General features: G+C 59.9%; 14 protein-coding genes. 3 read left to right on the forward strand and 11 right to left on the reverse strand.

The genetic code is table 11. The annotated features are described in order from the left end of the window. The first annotated feature begins 39 nt into the window (after positions 1-39). Entirely contained in the window at positions 40-3492 is a 3453-nt protein-coding gene (gene mfd / locus ACB039_RS03265) for a transcription-repair coupling factor (protein WP_371165193.1), read from the forward strand. A 78-nt stretch (positions 3493-3570) separates the two neighbouring features. Here mfd and fbp read toward each other — a convergent pair whose 3' ends face one another. Next, entirely contained in the window at positions 3571-4605 is a 1035-nt protein-coding gene (gene fbp / locus ACB039_RS03270) for a class 1 fructose-bisphosphatase (RefSeq protein WP_042650393.1), read from the reverse strand. A 372-nt stretch (positions 4606-4977) separates the two neighbouring features. On the opposite strand from fbp, the gene ACB039_RS03275 reads away from it, so the two are divergent. Beyond that, on the forward strand, positions 4978-6594 hold the full coding sequence (locus ACB039_RS03275; protein ID WP_371165150.1) for a peptide ABC transporter substrate-binding protein: 1617 nt from the start codon (positions 4978-4980) through the stop codon (positions 6592-6594). A 49-nt stretch (positions 6595-6643) separates the two neighbouring features. Here the strand turns inward: ACB039_RS03275 and ACB039_RS03280 are convergent, their stop codons facing one another. The 3 genes from ACB039_RS03280 to sixA form a co-directional block, all read right to left on the reverse strand. Beyond that, on the reverse strand, positions 6644-7564 hold the full coding sequence (locus ACB039_RS03280) for a DMT family transporter (RefSeq protein WP_371165151.1): 921 nt from the start codon (positions 7562-7564) through the stop codon (positions 6644-6646). 198 nt (positions 7565-7762) lie between these two features. Then, entirely contained in the window at positions 7763-7969 is a 207-nt protein-coding gene (locus tag ACB039_RS03285) for a DUF1107 domain-containing protein (RefSeq protein WP_005324080.1), read from the reverse strand. 132 nt (positions 7970-8101) lie between these two features. Further along, positions 8102-8569: a phosphohistidine phosphatase SixA gene (gene sixA, locus ACB039_RS03290; RefSeq protein ID WP_043130778.1), complete on the reverse strand. Its 468-nt coding sequence runs from the start codon at positions 8567-8569 to the stop codon at positions 8102-8104. 162 nt (positions 8570-8731) lie between these two features. Between sixA and ACB039_RS03295 the strand changes: the two genes are divergently transcribed. Then, positions 8732-11506, forward strand: coding sequence for an insulinase family protein (locus ACB039_RS03295; protein ID WP_043130780.1), 2775 nt, complete (start codon positions 8732-8734; stop codon positions 11504-11506). A 304-nt stretch (positions 11507-11810) separates the two neighbouring features. Here ACB039_RS03295 and ACB039_RS03300 read toward each other — a convergent pair whose 3' ends face one another. The 7 genes from ACB039_RS03300 to ACB039_RS03330 form a co-directional block, all read right to left on the reverse strand. After that, positions 11811-12458: a thiopurine S-methyltransferase gene (locus tag ACB039_RS03300; protein ID WP_043130782.1), complete on the reverse strand. Its 648-nt coding sequence runs from the start codon at positions 12456-12458 to the stop codon at positions 11811-11813. Positions 12459-12575: 117 nt separating this feature from the next. Next, the gene (locus ACB039_RS03305; RefSeq protein ID WP_263685423.1) at positions 12576-13937 is read right to left on the reverse strand and encodes a leucine-rich repeat-containing protein kinase family protein; all 1362 of its coding nucleotides are present in this window, start codon (positions 13935-13937) and stop codon (positions 12576-12578) included. Positions 13938-14257: 320 nt separating this feature from the next. After that, positions 14258-18091 (reverse strand): hypothetical protein, encoded by a 3834-nt coding sequence (locus tag ACB039_RS03310; protein ID WP_371165152.1) that lies wholly within the window; start codon positions 18089-18091, stop codon positions 14258-14260. Positions 18092-18337: 246 nt separating this feature from the next. Then, the gene (guaA, locus tag ACB039_RS03315) at positions 18338-19927 is read right to left on the reverse strand and encodes a glutamine-hydrolyzing GMP synthase (RefSeq protein WP_182785603.1); all 1590 of its coding nucleotides are present in this window, start codon (positions 19925-19927) and stop codon (positions 18338-18340) included. A gap of 84 nt (positions 19928-20011) precedes the next feature. Continuing rightward, positions 20012-21475 (reverse strand): IMP dehydrogenase, encoded by a 1464-nt coding sequence (gene guaB, locus ACB039_RS03320; RefSeq protein WP_042650401.1) that lies wholly within the window; start codon positions 21473-21475, stop codon positions 20012-20014. 275 nt (positions 21476-21750) lie between these two features. Continuing rightward, positions 21751-22386: a YitT family protein gene (locus tag ACB039_RS03325; RefSeq protein ID WP_171273936.1), complete on the reverse strand. Its 636-nt coding sequence runs from the start codon at positions 22384-22386 to the stop codon at positions 21751-21753. Positions 22387-23015: 629 nt separating this feature from the next. Continuing rightward, positions 23016-26222, reverse strand: coding sequence for an alpha-amylase family glycosyl hydrolase (locus ACB039_RS03330; RefSeq protein ID WP_232092267.1), 3207 nt, complete (start codon positions 26220-26222; stop codon positions 23016-23018). Positions 26223-26231: the final 9 nt, after the last annotated feature.

A 26231-nucleotide genomic window follows, 5' to 3' on the forward strand; every position in this document is an offset into this window, starting at 1 on the left:
CACAGCCAACGTCAACGTTAAAAGAATCGAACGATGCCAATGAAACTCCCCGCCTTGCCCGCCAAAGCGGGCCAGAAATTGACCCTGGGCCAGCTGGTCGGCAGCAGCCTGGCGCTGGTTGCCGCCCGCCTCACCCGGGAGGCCAACCGCCCCGTCCTGCTGGTGACTGCCGATACCCCGAGTGCCCTGCGCCTCGAACAGGAGTTGCAGTACCTGCTGGCCGACCAAGGCTGCCCGGTGCTGATGTTCCCGGACTGGGAAACCCTGCCCTACGACACCTTCTCCCCCCACCAGGACATCATCTCCCAGCGCCTCGAGACCCTCTACAGGCTGCCGCAGATGAGCAGCGGCGTGCTGATAGTGCCCATCTCCACCCTGATGCTGCGCACGGCGCCCCAGGCCTATCTCGACAAATACAGCCTGATGGTGACCAGCGGCCAGCGCCTCAACCTGCAACAGTTGCGGGGACGACTGGCCGAGGCGGGCTATGTGGCGGTGGAGCAGGTGCTGGAGCACGGCGAGTTCGCCGCCCGCGGCTCCCTGCTGGATCTCTTCCCCATGGGCAGCAACCGGCCCTATCGCATCGACTTCTTCGATGACGAGGTGGACTCCATCCGCCCATTCGATCCCGAGAGCCAGCGCTCCAGCGAGCCGGTCAAGAGCGTCAGCCTTCTGCCCGCCCGGGAATTTCCCACCGACGAGGCCGCCATCGAGCTGTTTCGCGGCCAGTTCCGCGAGCAGTTCGAGCTGTCGCGGGCCGAGGGCTCCGTCTATCAGGAGGTGAGCAAGGGGCGCTGGCCCGCCGGCATCGAATACTACCTGCCACTCTTCTTCAGCCAGACCGCCAGCCTGTTTGACTACCTGCCGGACAACACCCTGCTGCTCACCGTGGGGGAGATCTACCCGGCGGCCCAGCGCTTCTGGAACGACATAGGCCAGCGCTATGAAGACAGGCGCTGGGACAATACCCGCCCCCTGCTGCCCCCTCAGCAAATTTACCTGCCGGTGGAGCAGCTGTTTGCCGCCCTCGGTCAGTACGGCGCCGTGCGCCTGCAGGAGGCCACCACCGACGGCGGCGCGGGCCAGCACGACTTGCCCATCGCCCCCCTGCCCGACTTGCAGCTCGATCACAGCAAGGAGCAGCCCCTGCTGGCCCTCAGCCAGTTCCTGCAAGGCTTTGCCGGCCGCACCCTGTTCGCGGTGGAATCCGAAGGGCGGCGCGAGGGGCTAGGCGATCTGCTCGCGCGGATCAAGCTACAACCCAAGGAGTTCGCCTCCCTCGATGAGTTCGTCGGGAGCAAGGCGCGCCATGGCCTGCTGGTCAGCCCGCTGGAGCGGGGCTTCCTGCTGGAACCCGCTGGGGCAGAGGCCCTGGCCCTCATCACAGAGACCGAGCTGCTCGGCGGCAAGATCAGAAGCAAGCGGCAGCGGGAGAAGAGCAAGAACCTGAGCTCGGATGCGGTGATCAGAAACCTCGGCGAACTGACCCAGGGCCAGCCCGTGGTGCACCTGGATCACGGGGTCGGCCGCTATCTCGGGCTCGAGACCCTGGATGCCGGTGGCCTGCCCACCGAGTTTCTCACCCTGGAATACGCCGGTGGCGACAAGCTGTTCGTGCCGGTCACCAACCTCCACCTCATCAGCCGTTACACGGGGTCGGATAACCCCCCCAGCCACAAACTCGGCGGCGAGGCCTGGGCCAAGGCACGGCGCAAGGCGGCGGAGAAGGTGCGCGACGTGGCGGCCGAGCTGCTCGACGTCTATGCCATACGCGCGGCCCGTGCCGGCTTTGCCTTCAAGCACGACAAGGAGAGCTACCGCCAGTTTGCCGCCAGCTTCCCGTTCGAGGAGACCGAGGATCAGCTCAATGCCATCAATGCGGTGCTGGGGGACATGTGCCAGGCCAAGAGCATGGACCGGCTGGTGTGCGGCGATGTGGGCTTTGGCAAGACCGAAGTGGCCATGCGGGCGGCCTTCGTAGCGGTGCACGGCGGCAAGCAGGTGGCCGTGCTGGTGCCCACCACTCTGCTGGCCCAGCAACACTACGACAACTTCCGCGATCGCTTCGCCAACTGGCCGGTGCGAGTGGAGGTGCTGAGCCGCTTCCGCTCCGCCAAGGAGCAGACCAGCGTCTTGAAGGAGCTGGCCGATGGCAAGGTGGACATCATCATAGGCACCCACAAGCTGCTCGGCTCCGACCTCACCTTCAAGGATCTGGGGCTGCTCATCGTCGACGAGGAGCACAGATTCGGGGTACGCCAGAAGGAGAAGATCAAGGCGCTGCGGGCCGATGTGGATATCCTCACCCTCACGGCAACACCGATCCCGCGCACCCTCAACATGGCGATGTCCGGCATGCGGGATCTCTCCATCATCGCCACCCCGCCTGCCAAGCGGCTCGCCATCAAGACCTTCGTGCGCCAGCACGAGCCAGCCGTGGTGCGCGAGGCTGTGCTGCGGGAGCTCAAGCGCGGCGGTCAGGTCTACTACCTGCACAACGACGTGGAGAGCATAGAGAAGTGCGCCAGCGATCTCGCCGAACTGGTACCGGAGGCGCGTATCGGCATCGCCCACGGCCAGATGCGCGAGCGCGACCTCGAGCGCATCATGTCGGACTTCTACCACCAGCGCTTCAACCTGCTGGTGTGCACCACCATCATAGAGACCGGCATCGACGTGCCGAGCGCCAACACCATTATCATGGACAGGGCGGATCACCTGGGGCTGGCCCAGTTGCACCAGTTGCGGGGTCGGGTCGGCCGCTCCCACCACCAGGCCTATGCCTACCTGCTCACCCCCCATCCCAAGCTGATGACCAAGGATGCGGCCAAGCGGCTGGAAGCCATCGCGTCGCTCGAAGATCTCGGCGCCGGTTTTGCGCTGGCGACCCACGATCTGGAGATCCGGGGCGCGGGCGAGCTGCTCGGCGACGATCAGAGCGGCCAGATCGAATCGGTGGGCTTCACCCTCTACATGGAGATGCTGGAGCAGGCGGTGGAGGCGCTGAAGAACGGCAAGGAGCCATCGCTCGAACAGCTGATGAGCCAGCACACCGAGGTGGAGCTGCGCCTGCCGGCGCTGTTGCCGGACGACTACATCCCGGACGTCAACATGCGTCTGTCCATGTACAAGCGCATCGCCAGTGCGGCGGACGAGCAGGAGCTGCGCGAGCTGAAGGTGGAGCTCATCGACCGCTTCGGCCTGCTGCCGGAGCCGACCAAGACGCTGATGGAGATCGCGGCCTTCCGCCAGCGCGCCACGGCCCTGGGTATTCGCCGGGTAGAGATGAGCGATCGCGGCGGCTACCTGGACTTCACCCAGGAGACCAAGGTCAACCCGACTTATCTGGTAAAACTGCTCTCCGAGCAGCCACGTATCTATAAAATGGATGGACCGACCCGATTGCGCTTCCAGGTGCCGAACCAGGACAGGGCCATGCGGCTCAAACTGGTGGATGCCCTGCTGACGGATCTCGCCAGCCACAGCCTCTAGTGGCTGCCAGCGCCAAACAAAACGGGAGCCATATCGGCTCCCGTTTTTTATGTGACTATCGCCGCGACACGCCTGGCATCACCCCTGACGGGCCGGATCCTCGTGGGCGGAGAATTCCCGCATGAAGGCCTCGGCCCGCTCCACCATCTTGGTGGAGCCCACGAAATAGGGGGTACGCTGGTGCAGCGCCGTGGGCTGGATATCCATGATGCGACCAAAGCCGTCGGACGCCTTGCCACCGGCCTGCTCCACCAGGAAGGCCATGGGGTTGCACTCGTAGAGCAGGCGCAGCTTGCCGTTCGGGGAGTTGGTGCCGGACGGATAGATGTAGATGCCGCCCTTGAGCAGGTTGCGGTGGAAGTCGGACACCAGGGAGCCGATGTAGCGGGAGGTGTAGGGCCTGTGGGTCGCCTCGTCCCGCTCCTGGCAATATTTCAGGTATTTCTTCACCCCGTCCGGGAACTTGATGTAGTTGCCCTCGTTGATGGAGTAGATCTTGCCCTCCTCCGGAATGCGGATGTTCTCGTGGGAGAGGCAGAAGCAGCCGATGGAAGGGTCGTAGGTAAAGCCGTTGACCCCAAAGCCCGTGGTGTAGACCAGCATGGTGGAGGAGCCGTAGACAACATAACCGGCGGCCACCTGACGGTTGCCCGGCTGCAGGAAGTCCTCCAGAGTCACCCCGGCGCCCGGCTTGCTGACCCGGCGATAGATGGAGAAGATGGTCCCGACCGAGACGTTGACATCGATGTTGGAAGAGCCGTCGAGCGGATCGATCAGCACCACATACTTGGAGTGGCGGGAGAGCTCGGAATCGAAGGAGACGAAGTCCTCCTCCTCCTCGGACGCCATGCCGCACACCTCGCCACGGGCCTCCAACGCCGCCTTGAAGCGCTCGTTGGCGTAGACGTCCAGCTTCTGCTGCACCTCCCCCTGCACGTTTTCGGCCCCCATGGAACCGATGATGTCCGCCAGCCCCGCCTTGTTGATCTCCCGGTTCACCACCTTGGCGGCCAGGCGAATGGAGCTGAGCAAGGAGGTCAGCTCGCCGGTCGCGGTAGGGTAGTCCGCCTGTTTCTTGACGATGAACTCGCCCATGGTGATCATGTTTCGCATTCTTGTTCCTTTAAGATCGTTTCCGTTGGCCGTTGAAAACGTTTGCAAGTGTCGGCAAAAAAAGTGCCGATCCTCGGCAGCGTTATTTTGTAACCCAATGTAACGCCTGTTTTTTGTTTTTGCAGCGAATTAAGCCGGCGTATAAATCACCAGAAAACCCCGTCAGTACGGCATGCAGCGCTGAAAAAAAGGCTTCGATTGGCGTCTTTCATCATGTTAATTCGTGACGAGAATGTTACTTCACACTTCCTGTCTCCACTCTTCCCCATCCGGCATTCGCCCCGCAATGCCAGTCGGTCCCCCTCTTGAGATCTCGCCATCAATCCCGCACACTGCTCTGGCTTTGGAAGCAAAAAAACATAAGGATATTCAATGAAAAGGACTCTCATTGCCGGTGCGGTTGCCGCCCTGCTCGCGCTCCCCGCGCTGGCGGCCCAGGTACCGGCCGGTACCAAGCTGCTGCCAGCAGAACAGCAAACCTTCATCCGCAACATCGGCACCGAACCCGCCTCCATCGACCCCCAGATGGTGGAAGAGACCGCAGGCAGCGACATCGTCAACGATCTGTTCGAAGGACTCTACACCCTGGATGGCGACGGCAAGTTGCAGCCTGCCGGCGCCCTGAGCTACGAGCTCGATCCCACGGGCACCGTCTACACCTTCAAACTGAGACCCGATGCCAAGTGGTCCAACGGCGAGCCGGTGACGGCAGCCGATTACGTCTATGGCTGGCAGCGGGCAGCGGACCCCAAGAATGCCTCCAACTATGCCTGGTTCATCGAGCTGACCGGTGTCACCAACGCCAGTGACGTGGTGCAGGGCAAGAAGAGCCCGGATGCGCTGGGCATCAAGGCACTCGACGCCCATACCCTGCAGATCACATTGAAGAACCCGGTGCCCTTCTTCCTGAAGACCCTCTCCCACTACACCACCTTCCCGGCCCCCAGGGCGACCATAGAGAAGTTCGGACATGAGTGGGTCAAGCCGGGCAACATCGTCTCCAACGGCGCCTTCGTGCTCAAGGAGTGGACTCCCAACGAGCGTCTCATCTCCGAGCGCAACCCCTATTACTGGGACAACCAGCATACGGTGCTGAACAAGGTGCTCTATCTGGAGATAGTCTCCGACACCGCCGCCTACAACCGCTATCGCGCCGGCGAGCTGCACTACACCAGCTATCCGCTGGAGCAGTACAAGCAGCTCAAGCAGCAGAGCCCGCAGGAGCTGGTGAGCGTGCCGACCCTGGCCACCTACTACTACGTGTTCAACACCCAGCGCAAACCGTTCGATAACCCCAAGGTACGCAAGGCGCTGTCTCTTGCCATCGACAGGGACACCATCACCGAGAAGATCCTGGGACAGGGCCAGCTCTCTGCCTTCAGCCTGACACCGCCCATTGTGGACGGCTTCGAACTCAAGCGCCCGGCCAGCGAGCTGATGAGCAAGGAAGAACGCATCAAGCAGGCCAGGACGCTGCTCGCCGAGGCGGGCTACGGGCCGCAGAATCCGCTGGACGTGGACATCCTCTACAACACCAACGAGGGGCACAAGAAGATAGCGCTGGCCATCTCCTCCATGTGGAAGCACAACCTGGGGGTCAAGGCCGAGCTCAACAACATGGAGTGGAAGACCATGGTGTCGGCCCTGAACGAAGGGGATTTCGGGGTGAGTCGCTACGCCTGGAACGGGGATTACAACGATGCTTCCACCTTCCTCGACATCATGACCTCCAGCAGCAGCGCCAACAGCGGCAAGTGGTTCAACAAGCAGTATGACGCCCTGCTGGCCAAGGCCCATGACGCCAGAGATCCGGCCGAGCGCAACCAGCTCTATCAACAGGCCGAAGCCCTGATCGATGCGGAGGCCCCCATCGCTCCGGTCTACTTCTACGTCAAATCCCGCCTGCTCAAGCCCAACATCAAGGGCTACCCCTATCAGAACCCGCAGGATCTGGTCTACTCGAAAGACCTCTATCTGACCGCGCAATAAGGTTCGCTATCCCGCATACAAAAAGACCGCCTTTCGGCGGTCTTTCTTCTTAATCTTCCCGGCAGGTGGCCATCGCGAGCCGGACCCGCCGCCGCACCATCACCGGTTTGACCAGTAGTTGAGCCAGCAACACCCCCAACAGAGTCATGCCGCCACCAATCAGGTGATAACTGGTGAGCCGCTCCCCCAGCCAGCTGATGGCCAGCGCCGCCGTCATCACCGGCAGCAAGTTCATGAAGATAGCCGTACGGCTGGCCCCCAGCAGGGCTATCCCCTGCATCCAGAGCCAGGGTGAGAGGGCCGAGGTCGGGATCCCCGCATAGAGGATGAGCCAGAGCGCGCTGCCATCCGGCCATTTGCCATCCACCAGCAGGTAGAAGGGGGTGAGGAACAGCAGGCTGCAGAGCACCTGGCCGTAGAGCATGGACCAGTTGTCGAGCCCCAGATCCCAACGCTTGAGCAGCACACTGTAGAGCGCATAGGTGGCCGCCGAGAGCAGCATGTAGACGGAGCCGATATGAATACCCTGGGTGAACAAGCGGGTCGGGTCCCCTTGCCCCAGCAAGATGGTCAGCCCCAGGATGGAGATAACGCCGCCGACGAGGGCCCCCCAAGTGGGGCGCTCGCGCAGCAGCCAGATGCTGAGCAGCACCGTCATCAGCGGGGTCAGTCCCATCATCAGCCCGATCTCGGTGGCACCCAGGGTCTGGGCCGCGTAGTAACCGAAGGTCTGGTTCAACACCATGCCGAGAAGGGCCAGTATGGCCAGCCGGGAGAAACCGGCCCGCAGCTGGTCACGCATGCGCCAGGCCCGCCGCGCGAGGAAAGGAGTCAGTACCAGGGCCGCCACCATCCAGCGGGACCAGGCCAGAGCGGCCGGCGAGAGCACCCCCACCGCCAGCTTGCTGACGATGCCGTTGCCGGCCCAGATGGCCATGCAGGAGAAGGGGAACAGAAAGGCAAGGGGCATCACTATGTCCAGAGAAAGGGGGCGGATATTTCGCGGGAGTATAGAGAGGCAAACAGGATAAGCAAGCGCACTGATGCGGGGCGCGACAACCTCATCCAGAAATAAACTTGAACGGGCTCAAACTGCTTCACTCAGCCCCAGATACAATCATGCCCGCACAGGGCGGGCATGAGGGGGAGATGGCCATGCTGATGCAACTCAAGCGGCATCCATGTGCAGCCTCGATATCAACTCGTTGACTTCGAGCACCGTCTGACGATGGGGAATATCGGCTTGCAGTGGCATCATCAGCAGGCCCGACTGGAAATCGAAGCGCCCCCTGCCGTGGATGTAGATCCGTCCCTTGAAGAAGGTTTTGACATGCTTTGCCACCATCAGTGGCAGGTACTTCTTGAACACTCTCATCGTTTGCAACCTCTTGCAGTTGTATCCGTATGACAGCAGCTTATGCGAGATAATTCCGTTAAATTTGTATAAAAACCGGAAAAATCGACTCTCTCTTCCCCAAAAAACCAATCTGTAACTTTTTATTAACTTTTATCGTATTGTATGCGGTCCTTCCAGCCAGAGCAAGACCCCCTTGCCATCTTGCCACTCGATGCAGGCCAGACCCGAGGTGGCAAACATGGGCGCCCCTGCCGCCGGGCAGAGACTTTGCACCAGATACCCGACCAGAGGCAGGTGACTGACCATCAGGATATTGTCGTGGGTCTCCGCCAGCGCGGTGAGATAACTCGCCACGAAAGCCGGATCCCCATAGGGGGTGATCTCGCCGCTCTCCTCGACCTTCAGGGCCTCGGGCAGCTCGGCAGAGATGGCCTGCCAGGTCTGTCTGGCACGCACGTAGTTGCTGTGGATCACCAGGCTCAGAGAGCCTGTCAGCTGAGGGGCCAACCAGCCCGCCATGTGGATGGACTCTTCGATGCCTTGCTCGGTCAGTGGACGCTGTTCATCAGTCTTTGCGTTCATGCCAGCCTGGCCATGACGCATGATGTAGATTTTCATTACAACCTCGCCCAGGGGGCCTGTTTAAATAGCGGGGGGATCTTACCCCGCCATGCAGGGGGAAACAATTGCGCTACCTCTCAGAAAAGGGTTTGCCTCGTGAGATAGCGGGGTCGATAATCATGTTTAAATTCAAATAAATTCACCGCGAGTCACTCCCCAATGAGCCCATATGCCAGTCCCAACGACCATCGGCGGTATCACTATCTGGAGCTGGCAAACCGGCTCAGGGTCTTGTTGATCTGCGATCCCGAGACCGATAAATCGGCCGCCTCCCTGGCCGTCAACACCGGCCACTTCGATGACCCAGTCGATCGCCAGGGCATGGCCCATTTCCTTGAGCATATGCTGTTCCTCGGTACTCGTACTTATCCCAAACCCGGCGAGTACCAGCAGTTCATGAGTCGCCATGGGGGCAGCAACAACGCCTGGACCGGCACCGAGTTCACCAACTTCTTCTTCGACATCGACAACGGCTTCTTCGAAGCGGGGCTGGATCGCTTCTCCCAGTTCTTCATCTGCCCCACCTTCGCCCCCGAGTGGGTCGACAAGGAGCGCAACGCGGTCGACTCCGAATACCGCCTCAAGTTGCAAGACGATGTGCGCCGCAGCTATCAGGTGCACAAGGAGACGGTCAACCCGGCCCACCCCTTCTCCAAGTTCTCGGTCGGCAACCTGGATACCCTGGCGGATCTGCCCGGCCGGGATCTGCGCTCCGACCTCATTGCGTTCTACGAAACGCACTACAGTGCGGATCGCATGGCGCTGGTGATGCTCTCTCCGGCATCCATTGAAACCCAGCTCGGCTGGTGCGATCGCTTCTTTGGCACCATTCTGGATCGCCGCCTGGGCCCCCCCGCCCTCTCGGCCCCCCTCTACCGGCTCGATGATCTCGGCATCCGCATCCAGATAGCCCCGGTCAAGGAGACCCGCAAACTGGCGCTGACCTTCCCGCTGCCGAGCGTGGATGCACTCTACGACAAGAAACCCCTCACCTTCCTGAGCCACCTCATCGGCTACGAAGGGGAAGGCAGCCTGCTCTCTCTGCTGAAGGCAAGAGGCTGGGTCAACCAGCTCGCCGCCGGAGGCGGTATCAGCGGTGCCAACTTCAAGGACTTTGGGGTGAGCTTCGGCCTCACTCCCTTGGGGCTTGCCCATGTGGACGACATCATCGCCGACCTGTTCGGCTACCTGAAGCTCATCGAACGCGATGGCTTGCAGGCCTGGCGTTATGACGAGAAGCGCAGCGTGCTGGAATCGGCCTTCCGCTTCCAGGAGCGGGGCCGGGCGCTGGACACCGTCTCGGGTCTCGTGCTCAACCTGTTCAGCTATGCCCCGGACGATCTGATCCACGGCGACTACATGATGCGCGAGTACGATGAGCCCCTGATCCGGCGCTTCCTCGCCAAGCTGACCCCCCACAACCTTCGGGTGACCATACAGGCGCCGGAGGTGAGCACGGATCGCCTCGCCCGCTGGTATCAGACCCCCTACAGCGTCCAGAGCATCACCGAGGCGGAGAAGATCCGCTGGCAGCAGAGCGAGCCGGATCCCGCCTTGCACCTGCCCTCCCCCAACCCCTTTATCAGCAGCCGCCTCGATGCCAGAACGCCGGCCCTCAGCGCCGACATGCCGGCCTGTCTGGTCGACCGCCCCGGTTTTCGGCTCTGGCATCTGCACGAGCACCTGTTTGGGGTGCCCAAGGGGAGCCTCTATATCTCCATCGACAGCGAGCATGCGGTCAGAAGCCCGCGCCACATCGCCATGGCCAGGCTTGCGGTGGAGCTGCTCACGGATCACCTCAATGCCCTCACCTACCCGGCCGAGCTCGCCGGGCTCGGTTACCAGATCTATGCCCATCAGGGGGGCTTTACCATCAACCTGAGCGGCTTTGCCGACAAGTTGCCGCTGCTGCTCGACATGATCCTCGGCAACCGGACCCTGGGCTACCCGGATCCGGCGCGCTTCAGTGAAATCAAGGAGCAGCTCATCCGCAACTGGGAGAACCAGTCCAAGACCCGACCCATCTCCCAGCTGTTCAACCAGCTCACCAGTTTGCTGCAACCGAACAACCCGCCGTTCGAGCAGTTGCTGCGCCACCTGCGCACCATAGCACTCGACGAAATGCCTGACTTCGTCAGCCGGCTCTTTGCCGAGGTGCACATAGAGACCCTGGTGCACGGCGACTGGACCGCCGCCGAGGCGCTTGAACTGGCCGCCCTGCTGGAGCGTCACCTCGGCGTCAGAAGTCAGCCCAGTGCCGAGACCCGCCGCCCCCTCATCTCCATTCAGGACAGGGGCACCCTCATTCGCGAGCAGGGGTGCGATCACGAAGACTCTGCGCTGCTGGTCTATTACCAGTCCCGCACCACCCGGGCGCGGGATCTCGCCTGCTTCACCCTGGCCAACCACATCATGTCCTCCACCTTCTTCCACGAGCTGCGCACCCGCCAGCAGCTCGGTTACGTGGTGGGGGCCGGCAACCTGCCCCTCAATCGCCACCCCGGCCTCATCTTCTATATACAGTCGCCGGTGGCGGGGCCGCAGATCCTGCTGGATGCGGTGGAGGAGTTCATCGATCTCTTCCCGCTGGCCATGCTGGAGTTCACCGAGCAGCAGTGGCAGGACAGCAAGGCGGGGCTGCAGGCCCAGCTCAGCGAGCGGGATGCCAACCTGCGCAGCCGCGGCCAGCGGCTCTGGGTCAGCATAGGCAACAAGGATCTCGGCTTCGATCAACGCGAACGGGTGCGCGAGGAGGTGGGCAGTCTCAGCCGCGCCGACCTGGTGCGCTTCATCACCCAGTTGCGCTCACGCACCTCGGATAGGCTGATCCTCTGCAGCTATGGCCTGGGCCACGAGCACGACGAGCGGATCACCGGCCAGTTCATCGACGATCCCCGGGCCTTCCGGCTCAATGCCGCCACCTTCGAGGCCTGATCAGGCCTCGACCCCCTCCCATCCCACGGCAGATTGCGGGCAATAAAAAGCCGACCCCTGAGGGTCGGCTGGAAAAACCATAATCAATTGCGACCAGAGCCGCCAAAAGTGAACATGAGCGTGAAAATCAGACACTGAGTCGATGAACGGCCGAATGGTTCAAACCAGAGCGTATCGGTCGACACCTGCAGTGATTGAGAAACAGCCTCATCTTAGGCATTCCCCCGACTTGTCACGTTGATCTATGTCAAAGGAGGTAAAGAAGCGCGCTTTTCCTCTTCAGTGGCGGGATCACGTAGTCACCTCAGCCCCGGCGGATCAGGCGATAGGCCACCTCATCGAAATAGGAGAGCTGCCCCGAGAGCACCCTGGGGTGATCCAGCTCGGCGGCGCGCCCCAGCACCTCCACGCTAAAGTCGCGTTCGAACAGGGTGCGCACCTCCATCTCCCCCACCGAGAACGGCGGCTGCACCTGCTGCTCCGGCTGATACTCGAGGGTCACCAGCAGCACCTGACCACCCGCCTCGATGAGGCGGCTCATCAGGGTCGCATACTGGCGGCGCATGGCCGTCGGCAGGGCGATAAGGGCGGCCCTGTCATAGGCGAGCCGGTAGCGGCAGCCAAGCTCGGGGACGGCGAAGAAATCCCCCTGATAGATGCGCAGGTCGTCGTGCTGGTGACACTGATAGGGGCCCACCTCGCTTGTCTCTGCACTCAGATTGTTCTCGTCAAAAAACTGGGTAATGGCGAGCTCGGAGAGCTCGAAACCATCCACCGGATGCCCCTGACCGCTCAGCCAGAGCAGGTCGCGGGACTTGCCGCACAGGGGCACCAGCACGGGCTCACCCTGCTGCTGCGCCGACCACCAGGATTGCAGCCAGCGGTTGAAATCTGCCTGATGAAAGCCAATCCGGTTCTCTTTCCACTTCTGATGCCAAAACGCCGCTTCCATCATCTTCCTCTCGTCATCTGCATTGATGCATCAATATCACAACTTCATCGGGACGGCGCAAGCCTTGTTGTCCACTGCACAGGGAGCGAGGGTCCGATGACGTCCAGCCGACCGCACTCAGGCGCAGGCGGGCTCAGCCGCCATGGTGGTGGCCACGGCGTCTATCCGGGCAGCAATCTGTGCAAACGAGGGGCGCTGCAACACAGTCTCCAACAGACACGCTTCGGCCAGTGAATGGAGCGCCCCAAGCGCCTCGTCCCTGGGATGGCAGCGCGCCAGCAGCTCCTCCAGCAAACAGCCAAAGGCCCTGACCTCCAGACGCTCGAGCCGGGCAGCCCGCTCGCGGTCGGCGAGGTCATAACAGGAGGCGGCGCCGAAATCCCCGAGAAGCACCCGGCCCTGTTCCTGAACAGAGTGCAGCAGAGAGTGCAGCAGGTTGTGAGCATAGAGATCCCCGTGCAGGATGCCCCGCCCGTGCAGATGCAGCGCGGCGCTTGCCACCCCCTGCGCCATGGCAAGCAGCGCATTCGGAGTGAAGGTCAGATCCGCCGGATAGACATCCCGGGTGCAGGAGTCCAGGCTCGGCGGCCCCGCCAGGTTGACAAACCCGGGGTCTATCAGCGTCATCACCAGGGCCGGCATGCCAGAGGGATGGCCGCTGACTCGGCCCGCCACCCCGATGAGATTGGGATGCCTGCCTGCGGCGAGCGACACCGCCATCTCGCAGCGAGGCAGGCCATCGCTGGTCATGGCCCCCTTGAAGAGCTTGACTGCCACCCCCTGCGTCCCCTCATCGGAGTGCAGTGCTGCGCTGTGGATAACCCCGGACGCCCCCTGCCCCAGTTGCTCCCCCAGCGTCAACGCCTGCCAGGGGATCTCGGCCGCGGCTGCCGTCTCGCCGAGTCGGCGCTCCTGCTCGTCGCTAAAGGGGTTGCCTGAATAGGCCAGCCAGGCGAGGCGCGGCAAACCGAGCAGCCACTCGGGAAGTGCCTCCAGCCGGTTGGCGGCGATGCGCAACAGCTCCAAACGCTGGCAGTTGGCAAGGCTTGCCGGCAGCTCGCGCAGCCGGTTGCCAGAGAGCATCAGCTTTTGCAGGGCGGCACACTGCCCCAGCTCGTCCGGCAGCCGTTCGATGGCGTTGTCGGTCAGGATCAACCAGCGCAGCCCCGCAGGCAGTGACGCGGCGGGAACCGTGGCGATCCGGTTGGCCTTGAACCCCACCATGGTGAGTGCAGGGCAGCGCCCCAGCACCTCGGGCAGCTCGGTGAAGCGGTTCTCGGAGCAGAAGATGATGCGCAGTTTGCCAAACCCGGCCAGCTCGTCAGGGAGCGCGCTCAGCTGGTTGCCGGTGAGATCCAGCACCTCCAGCGTCTCTTTCAGGCTCAAAATCTCGCTGGGGAACTCCGTCAGATTTTCACAAAGCTTCAAATGGCGAGCACCGCACAGTTCACCTGCGCGCAGCTGTTCCAGGGTATGCATAACCATTTCTCAATCTTGTCGTGGCCCTGCCTAGCGGCGCTAAAGCAGACCATATGGTACCGCCGGACATGGGCCCGGCGGTTTTAAAGGAGGGCATTATAAAGAATTCGGGGCGCAGATCGCCCCTTTTGTTACCTGCTGACGAGGCATGGCGCTCAACACCGCCACCCCCATCGAATTGGCGAAACACGTAGGGTGCAATAAGCGCAGCGCATTGCACCGTTTTCAGAGCGGCTTTTGCGCAAGGTATGAGGCACAAAAAATTAGAGGTGCAATTCACTTTTTTCATTGCACCCTACCGGACTTGAAACAGACAATTTTTATTCAAACCGCTGCTCGCGCTCCATATCCTCCCGCTGTTCTCGCTCTTTCTCATCCTTGATCGACTCAATCAGCTTTGCAGACACCGATCGAGCTGCCGCAGCGATGTCAGCCCTCTCATGTTCAACCAATTTTCTAATTGCATCGGCTCTGGGCTGCATCACGTTTGCTCTGCTACCAGACCAGACACGCTTGACGAATGCCTCTAGAATAATTGCAGGCTCAGGGGACGCCTCCAACAACCTGAGCGCGGATTCCGACATAGTAAGTCCACCAAGATCTTCCCCCTCCTTCCAAAGGCTGACACCAGCTGCAACCCCGCCCCAGACATTAGGATCGTTTTTGGTGCGGCACCACTTAATCAACACATCCACATAGATCTTGGAGATAGGTGACTGTCGCAATCCGCTATGGTGGATAAAAAACAACCGCCTACGTTGTTGTTCTTTAGTTCCCTCAAAAATACGATTGAGAAATGCTTCTGGCATCAATCCCGCGGTCGTATCAATGGCACGTTTAAACGCATGAATGTAGCCATAGTGCTTGTCAACAGCAGCAAAAATCGTATCCAGCCAATCCCGCTTTTCAGTCTCATTACCATCAAAACGCAATGCAGCCTCAACAACTAGTTCCATACGATAACCTATAGACCCACTATAGCTACGGTGTTCTCTTGTAAGACTCTGGATTGCAGCTCTTAGACCTATCCGCCGAAAATCAGCTCCAAGAGTATCCTCATCACTTTCTTTGCCACGTAGCTTCCTGCTTAGAGCATGTACAACCACGTCATCACCGTTTGGTTTACTTAGAAGCTGCTGAGCAAGATCAAGAACACGATCTCTGGGCAAATGAGCATACTTATCCTGCCAAAGGATTGGTTCATACATTCTGGGAGGAATATCAAAATCATCCAGAAGCACCATACAACGGTCTAGATCAGTTTCTGTGAACTTTCGCAGGGGGTGCAAACCAACCAAAACTCTTCGAAGATCAGGATGTTGGGCACAATCATCGAGCAGTTCCTCCGCTAGCGCTGGATTGATAGAGTCAACCTCTCTGATGAAACCGCCAAAGACAGCAAAATCCCTGCAAGTTTCAGGCTGTTGTTCCAATTGTTCAACAAGTTGCAGCCAACCAGCTTGTAAGTCATGTGCTCCCCTTGCCAACCCTCTCCCGAATGAAATGCGGTATGGCAACCAATCGTTGGAAAAAAGCTTGGGACATAGCTCATTTAGCCTATATCCCGATGCAGCAAACTCCTCACCCAGCCTAAACGCCTTTGCTTCAAGTTGATTCTCAGACTCTTGAAAGACATTGGTGTCGCTATGTTCAAAATTAGTATCTTGCGTCCAATAATCGAGCTCAGAACCTAGTACATAAATCATGATTTTTGGAACCAAACCATGGGGCTTCAACGCCCTCTCCAATGCGGCAAGATTGTCTGGTAGCGGCTCAACATCACCCTCGCCTTCTCGCTTGATATGGTCCAAATAGATCGTTGAACGAATTGCTATCCAACCTTCACCCCAAGGGTGATAAGCATGTAACTTGTGCGCTGCATCGACTAATACGTCCCTAATCGCTTCTTCGCCCCACATATCTCGAAACGCATTCGCCAGGGTCTGTCGAGCAGGACCTTCAAGGTCTGGATCTCTGGAGGTGCCCAGTTTGACTGCAATGTCGATAAAGGCTTTACGCCACTCAGACAATTCATCCTGACTGGGGTTAAATCCATAGTCTCTTGGCCGAGCACCAAACTCATTCATTCCAAAGCCAGTCCAACGATCCTCTAAGGCTGTCGAAAGCATCTTGAAACCCAACGACCTGCGTCTAGCAACACCTGATGTAAGACATTCATTCATGATCGAAATGCGTTGCGATAAGGAGGCATGTGTGCCGGACAGATATGCTTGGAAAAACTGTGTGATCTGATTTCTCACCGAGTTGTTATCGTTGTTTTCCTCTTCATAGTCCGCCATATGAATAAGGAGCCTAATACACCGTTCGAAGGCGTTCGTTTCATACGCCAGTAATTGCAAAAGATTGATAATTGATGTTCGCCGAGAACTGTAACCCGGCATCATGCCTTCAAAATCAGAGGCAATAAGCACTGCTTCGATCCTGTCGAGCAGAGCTTCTGGCGCAACCGGCGCGATATAATCCAGCATTCGCGCCGACCTATCGTCCAACACAGTTATCCGTCCAAGCAGCCCATCAGGTTCAAGCCAAGCCTCAACGATTTCTTTCGCAATGGAATGATCGTGCAACAACCCTAACCTGTGTGCGAACGACATGAGTAAACGTTGACGGCCGGGGGCTTCAAAGGTTTTTCTGAGTTGATAAATCGGGATGCTATCTAGTGCCGATGACGCCAGCCTGTTGGCAATCGCATGGGGCAGGACAGCCCGCCAATGGGCTCTCTTTTGTACGATATGGCGATCTGACAACTTGCTTGTTGCTCGGAACAACTGGTTTGCGGAGTACCCCGAGATAGAATCCAATACCTCCAGTTCGTTTTGACCTTCCTCAGCCGTTGAAACCGAAAATGAATAGACTAGAGATAATATTTCAGCTTGCTCCCGTAGACCGTCATCCGGATTGTTTCGCTGTTCGAACAAACGATCAAATAACTGAACGTCAGAAAGTTGAGCCAAACTCTCACCTTCCTCAACTCTCTCGGCGATAGCCAGAGAAACCCGCGCATTGCCATCAGCAAACTCGGCTATTCGGCGTGCATTACTCCGACCAATGTTGGGAAAACGACGCAGAAGAAGCTGTTCGGCCACCTCAGGCCCAACCGCTTCTATCTGGATGACCTCTGTGGTCTGAGGTTTGTCGTCTCTAATGTCATACTCAACAGTGATAAGGCTGATCGTACCTTTGGCCGCTACTTTACTGGCTAGAAGTGTGTGCAATTCAGAAGGGCAATTATCAAGGATCATAATGGCCCGTCGCCCCTCAGCGATCAGTCGATCCAGCATTGCTGTTGCAGAGGGTTCTGGGCTTTCTCCAGTATCAACATAAACTGCGATAGTACGATCGAGCGCATCTGCTCCGACTGATTCATCGAAAAGTGCCTGTACAATTCGGGTCTTTCCAACACCGGATAATCCCGTGATGCGAACAGCTTTATTGGTTGAGCGAATCAGCTCACGCATTGGACCGATAGCATCCTGAATGGCTAGCTTTTGCCCCTTTCCAGATGGCAGAGTAATTGTCACCCCTGGTGCTGAAATCAAGGTATCTACTGACCCCTGAGGCGGATTACTCCAAGCACCATATGGCTGCCACCCAGAATATCCCTGACCAAGTATTCTTTTTGCCCAGAGCATGACTGACGGGTGCTGTCGCAACCATTGCACCAATTTCGAACGGTCGAAAAAATCCAAGTGAATATTGGAGCGATTAGGGTCATCCGTTATTACATCCTTCATTGCCTTAAGGCGATCCCTCTTCATAAGAGGAGAGCAATCATCACCCAAGCTGACGATGATATAACTCCCTCCCTTTGCCGCTTGCTCAGAGATCGTCGGTGATAATGCCCCATCAGTGATCATTTCTGAGGTTATCGCAGCTCTCGGCATTGGATACTTTTTGGCTTGGAAGATCGTATCGGGTCTTTCAATAAAGCCCGTGCTCATTTGCTCGATCGGTACTTGAACATGCACATCTATACCACCATCGGGAGCATTGATAGAGCCTGACCAGTGTACATAGGCAGGGCTATGACCGTGGGCGGCGATCTCAGCCTCGGCGAGGCGCGCTATCAACTCTTCGAGCTGGGTATCGGAGAACCGGAGTAATTCGTCTTTCTCAATATCAAAAATGGCCACGACACCTTACCCCCAAATAGAACGCTCATATCATATTCGGAGGTAAACCAATAATCCATTTAATGAGAAAGCCCCATCAGCCCAAGGGAATGAGTGACTTTCGACCAACAAAGAGTCATCGTCATCAGCCCTGCAAGGGCTCTGCTATAGGAGCAGATTGTTGCGCAAACGATTGGAAAAAGAAAAGGCGCCTCAAGGGCGCCTTTTTGACAGTTTTGCGTGTTCGCAGGAATAGGCGTTAGTCGCTTATTCCCATTCGATAGTTGCGGGCGGCTTGCCGGAGACGTCGTACACCACGCGGGAGATGCCGTTGATCTCGTTGATGATGCGATTCGACACGTGGCCGAGGAAGTCGTACGGCAGGTGGGCCCAGTGGGCGGTCATGAAGTCGATGGTCTCGACGGCGCGCAGCGCAATGACCCAGTCGTACTTGCGGCCATCGCCCATGACGCCGACGGAGCGCACCGGCAGGAAGACGGCGAACGCCTGGCTGACCTGGTTGTAGAGGTCGGCCTTGCGCAGCTCTTCGATAAAGACCGCATCGGCCTTGCGCAGCAGATCGCAGTACTCTTTCTTCACTTCGCCAAGGACGCGCACGCCCAGACCCGGACCCGGGAAGGGGTGACGGTAGAGCATGTCGTAGGGCAGGCCGAGTTCGAGGCCGACACGGCGCACTTCGTCCTTGAACAGCTCGCGCAGCGGCTCCACCAGGCCCATCTTCATCTCTTCCGGCAGGCCGCCGACGTTGTGGTGAGACTTGATGACGTGGGCCTTGCCGGTCTTGCTGGCGGCGGATTCGATGACGTCCGGGTAGATGGTGCCCTGGGCCAGCCACTTGGCGTTTTTGAGCTTCTTGGCTTCGTCGTCGAACACTTCCACGAAGACGCGACCTATGGTCTTGCGCTTGGCTTCCGGCTCGTCGATGCCTGCCAGAGCTGACAGGAAGCGCTCTTCGGCATCGACCTTGACGATCTTGAGGCCGAAGTGATCGCCAAACATCTCCATGACCTGGGTGCCTTCGTTCAGGCGCAGCAGGCCGTTGTCGACGAAGACGCAGGTGAGGCGATCACCGATGGCGCGGTGCACCAGCATGGCAACAACGGAGGAGTCCACGCCGCCGGAGAGGCCCAGTATCACCTCGTCGTCACCCACCTGCTCGCGGATGCGGGCAACGGCGTCGTCGATGATGGTGGCCGGGGTCCACAGGCATTCGCAGCCGCAGATCTCTTTCACGAAGTGCTCCAGCATGCGGGCACCCTGGCGGGTGTGGGTCACTTCCGGGTGGAACTGCACGCCGTAGAAGCGACGGGCCTCATCGGCCATGGCCGCATGGGGGCAAGTCGCGGTCTGGGCTATGGTGGTGAAGCCAGCCGGGATCTCGGTGACCTTGTCGCCGTGGCTCATCCAAACGTCCAGCAGTGCATGGCCGTTGTCGGCGATGGCGTCTTCGATGTTGCGCAAGAGGGCGCTGGTCTTGCCGGAGTGGCCCAACACTTCCACCTGGGCATAACCGAATTCACGCAGGTTGGAGGACTGCACCTTGCCGCCGAGCTGCTCGGACATGGTCTGCATGCCATAGCAGATGCCAAACACCGGCACGCCGGCGTTGAACACGTACTCGGGGGCGCGCGGGCTGCCCGCCTCGGTCACGGATTCCGGGCCGCCGGAGAGGATGATGCCGCTAGGATTGAACTCGCGGATCTGCTCTTCGGTTACGTCCCAGGCCCACAGCTCGCAGTAGACGCCGATTTCACGGACGCGACGGGCGATGAGCTGGGTGTACTGGGAACCAAAATCCAGGATAAGGATACGGTGGGCGTGAATGTCTTTAGTCATTTTATTCCTGCATCAGGCTGATGTTGTCACAAAAAGCATGGGATAAAAAAATGGTGGAAAAACGGGGCGCAGGGCCCCGTTTTATCAGCCCATCCGGTAGTTGGGGGCTTCTTTGGTGATGGTCACGTCGTGCACGTGGGACTCTTTCATCCCGGCGCCCGAGATGCGCACGAACTCGGCCTTGGTGCGCATGTCGTCGATGGTGGCGCTGCCGGTCAGCCCCATGGAGGAGCGCAGGCCGCCCATCTGCTGATGGATGATCTCTTTGAGGCGGCCCTTGTACGGCACGCGCCCTTCGATCCCTTCCGGTACCAGCTTGTCGGCGGCGTTGTCGGTCTGGAAGTAGCGGTCGCTGGAGCCCTTGGACATGGCACCCAGGGACCCCATGCCGCGGTAGGACTTGAAGGAGCGGCCCTGGTAGAGCTCGATCTCGCCCGGCGCCTCTTCGGTACCGGCGAACATGGAACCCACCATGACGCAGCTCGCGCCAGCAGCGATGGCCTTGGCCACGTCACCGGAGAAGCGGATGCCGCCATCGGCAATCACCGGGATACCGGTGCCTTCCAGCGCGTCCACGGCGTCGGAGATGGCGGTGATCTGGGGCACACCCACGCCGGTCACGATACGGGTAGTACAGATGGAGCCCGGGCCGATACCGACCTTGACGGCATTGACGCCGGCGGCAGCCAGCGCCTTGGCGCCAGCGGCGGTGGCGACGTTGCCACCGATGATTTGCAGGTCAGGATAGGCATCACGGGTCGCCTTGATGCGATCCAGCACGCCCTGGGAGTGGCCATGGGAGGAGTCAATCAGCAGCACGTCCACACCGGCTTCCACCAGGGCGGCAACGCGCTCTTCGTTGCCGGCACCGGCACCGACGGCGGCACCGACCCGCAGACGGCCGCGCTCGTCTTTACAGGCGTTCGGCTTGCGCTCGGCTTTCTGGAAGTCTTTGACGGTGATCATGCCCTTCAACTTGAAGTCGGCGTTCACCACCAGCACCTTCTCGATACGGTGCTTCTGCATCAGGGCAACCACCTCTTCGCGAGGGGCTCCTTCACGCACGGTGACCAGACGATCCTTCTGGGTCATGATCTGTTCAACGGTCTGGGAGAGATCGATCACGAAGCGCACATCACGGCCGGTGATGATGCCGACAAGCTGGTTGCCGTCAGTTACCACGGGGTAACCGGCGAAACCGTTCTTGTGGCTCAGCTCCTTGATCTGGGCGATGGTCATGTCAGGGCGTACGGTGACGGGGTCGGAGACCACGCCGCTCTCGTACTTCTTGACCTTGCGCACTTCGGCAGCCTGCTGCTCGATGGACATGTTCTTGTGAATGAAGCCGATACCGCCTTCCTGGGCCAGTGCGATAGCCAGACGGGCTTCGGTCACTGTGTCCATGGCAGCGGAAATCATCGGGATATTCAGGGAGATAGCAGACGTGAGCTTGGTACGCAGGTCGGCGGTATTCGGAAGAACAGTGGAGTGTGCTGGAACCAACAGTACATCGTCGAAGGTCAGCGCTTCTTTGGCAATCCTGAGCATGGCAATATCTCACCGTTGAGGAGTGGGGGTGTAAAATATTGCCGACAAATTTTACTCATGCATTGGCCAGTGGTAAAGAAGTTTTTTGAATTTTTTATGGCGTAGCCCGATTTAATACGACCAACGGGGCAAAAAACCAATAAATTCAGGCGTAACCATGCCTTTTTTCGCGACAAGATGATCTTTTTTGCCGTTGGCAGCCAAATGCCCGTGAAGCGCCCCTCGGGTCACTTTTTAACAATTCCCCTCCCCCGCGTCCCGCAGGGGGCCACCACTCAGCCCCCCTGGTAGCGACCGGGTTTGTGCCAGTTCATCAGCATGGCGTTCATGGCGAGTGCGCTCAGGGTGGACCAGAGCAGCAGAGAGAGCGGCAGGGTGAGCAGGGAGAGCGCAAACACCAGCACATCGAGCACCATCTGGCTCTTTCCCGCATTGATGCCGGTACGCCTTTGCAGCCAGAGCGTCACCACGCCTATGCCCCCCACCGATGCGTTGTGGCGGGCCAGGGACAAGACCCCCATACCGAGGAAGGTGCCCCCTACCAGGGCCGAAAACAGGGGGTGGACATAGCTCACCGTCAAGAGCAGCGGCACCGCCTGGGTGGCGGCCGAGAGGGCGACGTTGACGATCAGCGTCTTGACCATGAAAGCCCGCCCCATGGTGACGTAACCAAACACCAGGAAGGGCAGGTTGACCAGAAAGAAGAGCACCCCTATGGGCAGGCTGCTGACATGGGCGAGCAGCAGGGCTATGCCCGCGATGCCGCCGGTGATCATGCCGGCGCACTTGAGCAGATTGAGGCCGACTGCGATAAACATGACGCCAAGCACCATGCCGTAGACATCATCCTTGAGGCTGTGGGCCAGCCCCTTGTCCACAGAGAGTGGCTGCATGGTCATTTCACCTTCCATATGACTCCTTAACACGAATTGATTGTGGCGTCCCTTGCCCGAAAACCAGGCCGCTCCGGCACGGATGGCGGCGGTGCATTCAGCCTGCTGACACCAACCCCCGACCTTGCGGCCCCCTGCCCCTGACATCGCCATCATGGGCATGACAAGTCACAGCAAAAAGAGCGCCAATCAAAACAAGAGTCCGAGATACCATCAAAAATCGAATTTAAATTCCGTATAGTCATCAAGAAACAGATGGAACATACCAATCCGGGGATGGGCTACCCTGCCGGATCAGCATGTTTACCCAATCCACTCAAAAGCATGTCGTGGTCATTCCTGATTAACCCGTTTATTCGGTAGATCATGCCGATAAAATGCCATTTTAAAGCATATAAGATGCCCATAAGGAGGGAGTCATGGGGGTGATACGGCATATTTCTGCGGGATTGGGTTCAAGGGCAAACAACAAGGAAATGCACCATATCGGGGCAATCGCACCAAAGACGTGCAATTCTGGACCCTGCGTTTGCCTCGCTCGGAGCGACCTGGGTGGGATGGGCCAGCTCTCATCCCCCGCGTCATGCTCGGCGCCATAAAAAAGTCGGCCCCAAGGCCGACTCGCTGCACACAGTGACAGGCTTTCCTTATTTGAGGTATTTGCCGTCAACCCCCACCTTGCCCGGGCCGTTCAACACCCAGACTCGCGCCGAGTAGGCGGGCACCTGGAAGCTCAGGCTGCCGTTGCTGACGCTCTGGCTCGCGCCGGTTATCACGTCCCTGTAGGTGCCGTTCTTCAGGCCACTTAGGCTTATCTGCTGGGCCGCGTTGGCCGCGAGGCCCACGGCGGCGTAGCTGCCCTCGGCGCTCAGGTCGCGCACGAAGCTGATGCCGCTCCCCCACTCGTTCACCTGGCTCATGGGCGCCTTCTGCAGGGCGGGCACCGCCTTGCGGATCTGGTTCAGGCGCTTGATGTGCTGATAGAGCGGGTGGCTCGGGGTGGCCGGGTTGTCCAGCACGTCCCCATAATAGGCGCGACCGGTCTGATCCACCGTCATGGTGGCCCCGTCGATGTCCTGGGGCTTGCCGGCCTGGAACATCACCTCCTCCCCGTAGTAGAGGGTCGGGATGCCCCGCGCCGTCCAGAGCAGGTTGTAGGTCATGGCCGCATTGCCCTCTTCCCCGCCGTAGCGGTACTTGAAGTCGTTGTCCGGCCCCACGTCGTGGTTCTGGAAGAAGGTGATGAGCTTGGTGGCATCGCCATAGACCCAGTCCATCCCAAAGATCCCCCCCACCCCGCCAAAGCTCCCCTTGGTGACGTTGTCACGGAAGGTGGAGAAGAGAGAGAAGTCCAGCACCGAGAGGCCGGAATCACCCCCTGCGCGGGGATCCACCGGATTGGCCGTGGTGCGGGTATACCACCAGGGGCGGATCACCGCGGAGGCGTTGTCATTGGCCAGCTCAGAGCCCCAGCCGGTGCCCTTGACCAGGTTCTCGCCAAAGACGAACAGCCCCGGCTTGTGGGCCTGCCAGTCGTGGACATAGGTCAGCAGCTCGTCCCGCTCTATGTGCTTCAGGGTATCGATGCGAATGGCGTCGACCCCCATGTCGAGGTACTGGTGGATGGCGCCGTTGAGGTAATCCTTGACGTTCTGGTTGCCGGTGGCGAGATCGATGCAATCCCCCGCCATGTGCTTGCGCTGCAGGGCGAGCGGGCTCTCCCAGTCGCCGCCGGACATGAAGCCGTCCAGGTGATACCAGGCGGGATCCAGGGTCTGGGCGTCGATGCCAAAGAAGCGGTTCGGGTTGTAGCCTGCGCTCGGCACTGTGGCGCCGGTCTTGGGGTCCACCAGGGGCTGGGTGCCCGCCGGATCGGACTGGCAACGTGCCTTGTACCAGTCGGGGGCCGCCGGGTTGTCGTCGTCACAGCGGTTGGCGCTGGCGTAGTCCCCGAGGTTGCCCTGATAGGGGCCGTTGTTGATGAGTCCCTGGCTGGAGCCTGCCGGCACGTAGTACTTGACCGGCAGGCGATCGATCCAGGTCTTGCCGCGCAGGCCGTACTGGCTCGAATGGTTGATCACCACATCCTGTATCACCTTGAGCCCCTTGGCGTGGGCGGCCTGGATGAACTCGCGATAACCGGCCCCCGGCGACTCCAGACGGGGATCGACTCGGTAGAAGTCGTAGGCGTGATAGCCGTGGTAGTCGAGGCCGGAGCGGTTCTCCACCGGCGGCGTCACCCAGATGGCGGTGAAGCCGAGATCCTTGATGTAGTCGATCTTCTCGATGAGCCCCTTGAAGTCGCCACGCCAGTGAGGATCCCCCGCCTTGTAGCGGTCCCGATTGTAGTAGTTGTTGCTCCCATCCCCATCGTAGAAACGGGCGGTCAGCAGGAAGTAGATGCTCTCGGCGCGAAAATCGCCGCTCGCCACCGGGGTCTCGCCAATCTGATAGCTGAAGCTCTGCACCCCTTGATTGCCGCTGGCGTCGATGGCGAGGGAGCGGATCACCAGATCGGTGCCGCTGCCCTTGTCGCTGGCGAGAATGGCCTGACCGGCGTAGAGGGGGGACGCCGTGGTGGGAGTGCTGCCGTCCGTGGTGAAATGAACGGCGGGGGCGCTGTCGTTATCGTCGCTCACCCCCAGGGTGATGGACTGGCTATCCACATAGCTGCCCGGGGCCGGGGTGGCGGTCACGGTGGGCGCCTGATTGTCGGCGCCGGCGAGCGGTGCCGCCTCCAGCGTCTTGTCCTGGCTATCGAAGCAGATGCGGTAACTGGTGTTGGCGCTCACCTTATAGTCCTGGGCCGGGTAAGCCTCGGTCCAGTCCCCCTTGCGGTCAATCTTGAAGCGGGGGTTGCTGCTGCCAAACGTCTGCTCGGTACAGAAGGTCACTCCATCCTCGCTGGTCATGGCGGTCAGGCCCCAGTTGTTGGGGGTGCCGCGGAAATACCAGCTGCCGCCGGTCTGGGCAGCGGCAACCACCAGGCTCACGCTGCTGCTGCTACTGGCCCCCTGATCGTCGGTGACCGTCAGGCCATAGGTAAAGGTGCCCGCCTGAGCTGTGTTGACGCTGATACTCTCCGTGGTCTCGCCGCTGCTCCACAGATAGCTCGCTATCTGGCCGTCGGGATCCGTGGAGTCGCTGCCGCTCAAGGTCACGGCATCCCCCACAGCGACATTCAGGGTGCCCCCCGGGGTGATGACAGCGATGGGGGGCTGGTTGTCGTCCCCGAGCGCCGTGATGCTGTAGGCCTGGGTCTGGTCATTGACCTGGAAGCGAACATTGCCGGTGCCACTCCAGAGGATGTCGCCGCCACTGCGCTCCAGCACACCGTCGCCGTTGCTGTCGCCGAAGTTGATGACCCAGTCCCCCGCCTGATCAAACTTGAGCCGCTGGTTGGTCTTGCCATCCATGTAGGCGTCGGCCTGCCACAGGTGATCCGCCACCAGCGTCATGGGCAGGCTGGCCCAGCCATTGAAGGTACCGCGTACGTTGAGCTGCGGCAGCGTGCTGGTAAACCCCGCGGCCTCGCAACTCGCCACCGCCGTGGTGGTGATGGCCTGGGTGCCGGCATGGATGCGGATCTGATAGGAGGTATTGGCAGTGACCGCGTAGTCGGCGCTCGGGTAGCTCTGCTGCCAGTTGCCGTATCGGTCGATTTTAAAGCGCGGGCCGCCGCTGGCGTCCCCGCTCACGAAGCGCTGGCAGGTATCAAAGTTGACGCCGTCCGTCGACGTCATGGCGGTCGCCACCCATCCATTCGCGGTGCCCCGGAAGAACCATTCCGCCGCCGTGCTCGGCGCCGTGATCAGGGTTCCCAACAATCCGGCCGCGAGTATCCATCTAGCCATTGATAGTCC

Source organism: Aeromonas sp. S2(2024) (genome assembly GCF_041402505.1).
GTDB classification, from domain to species: Bacteria; Pseudomonadota; Gammaproteobacteria; order Enterobacterales; family Aeromonadaceae; genus Aeromonas; species Aeromonas media.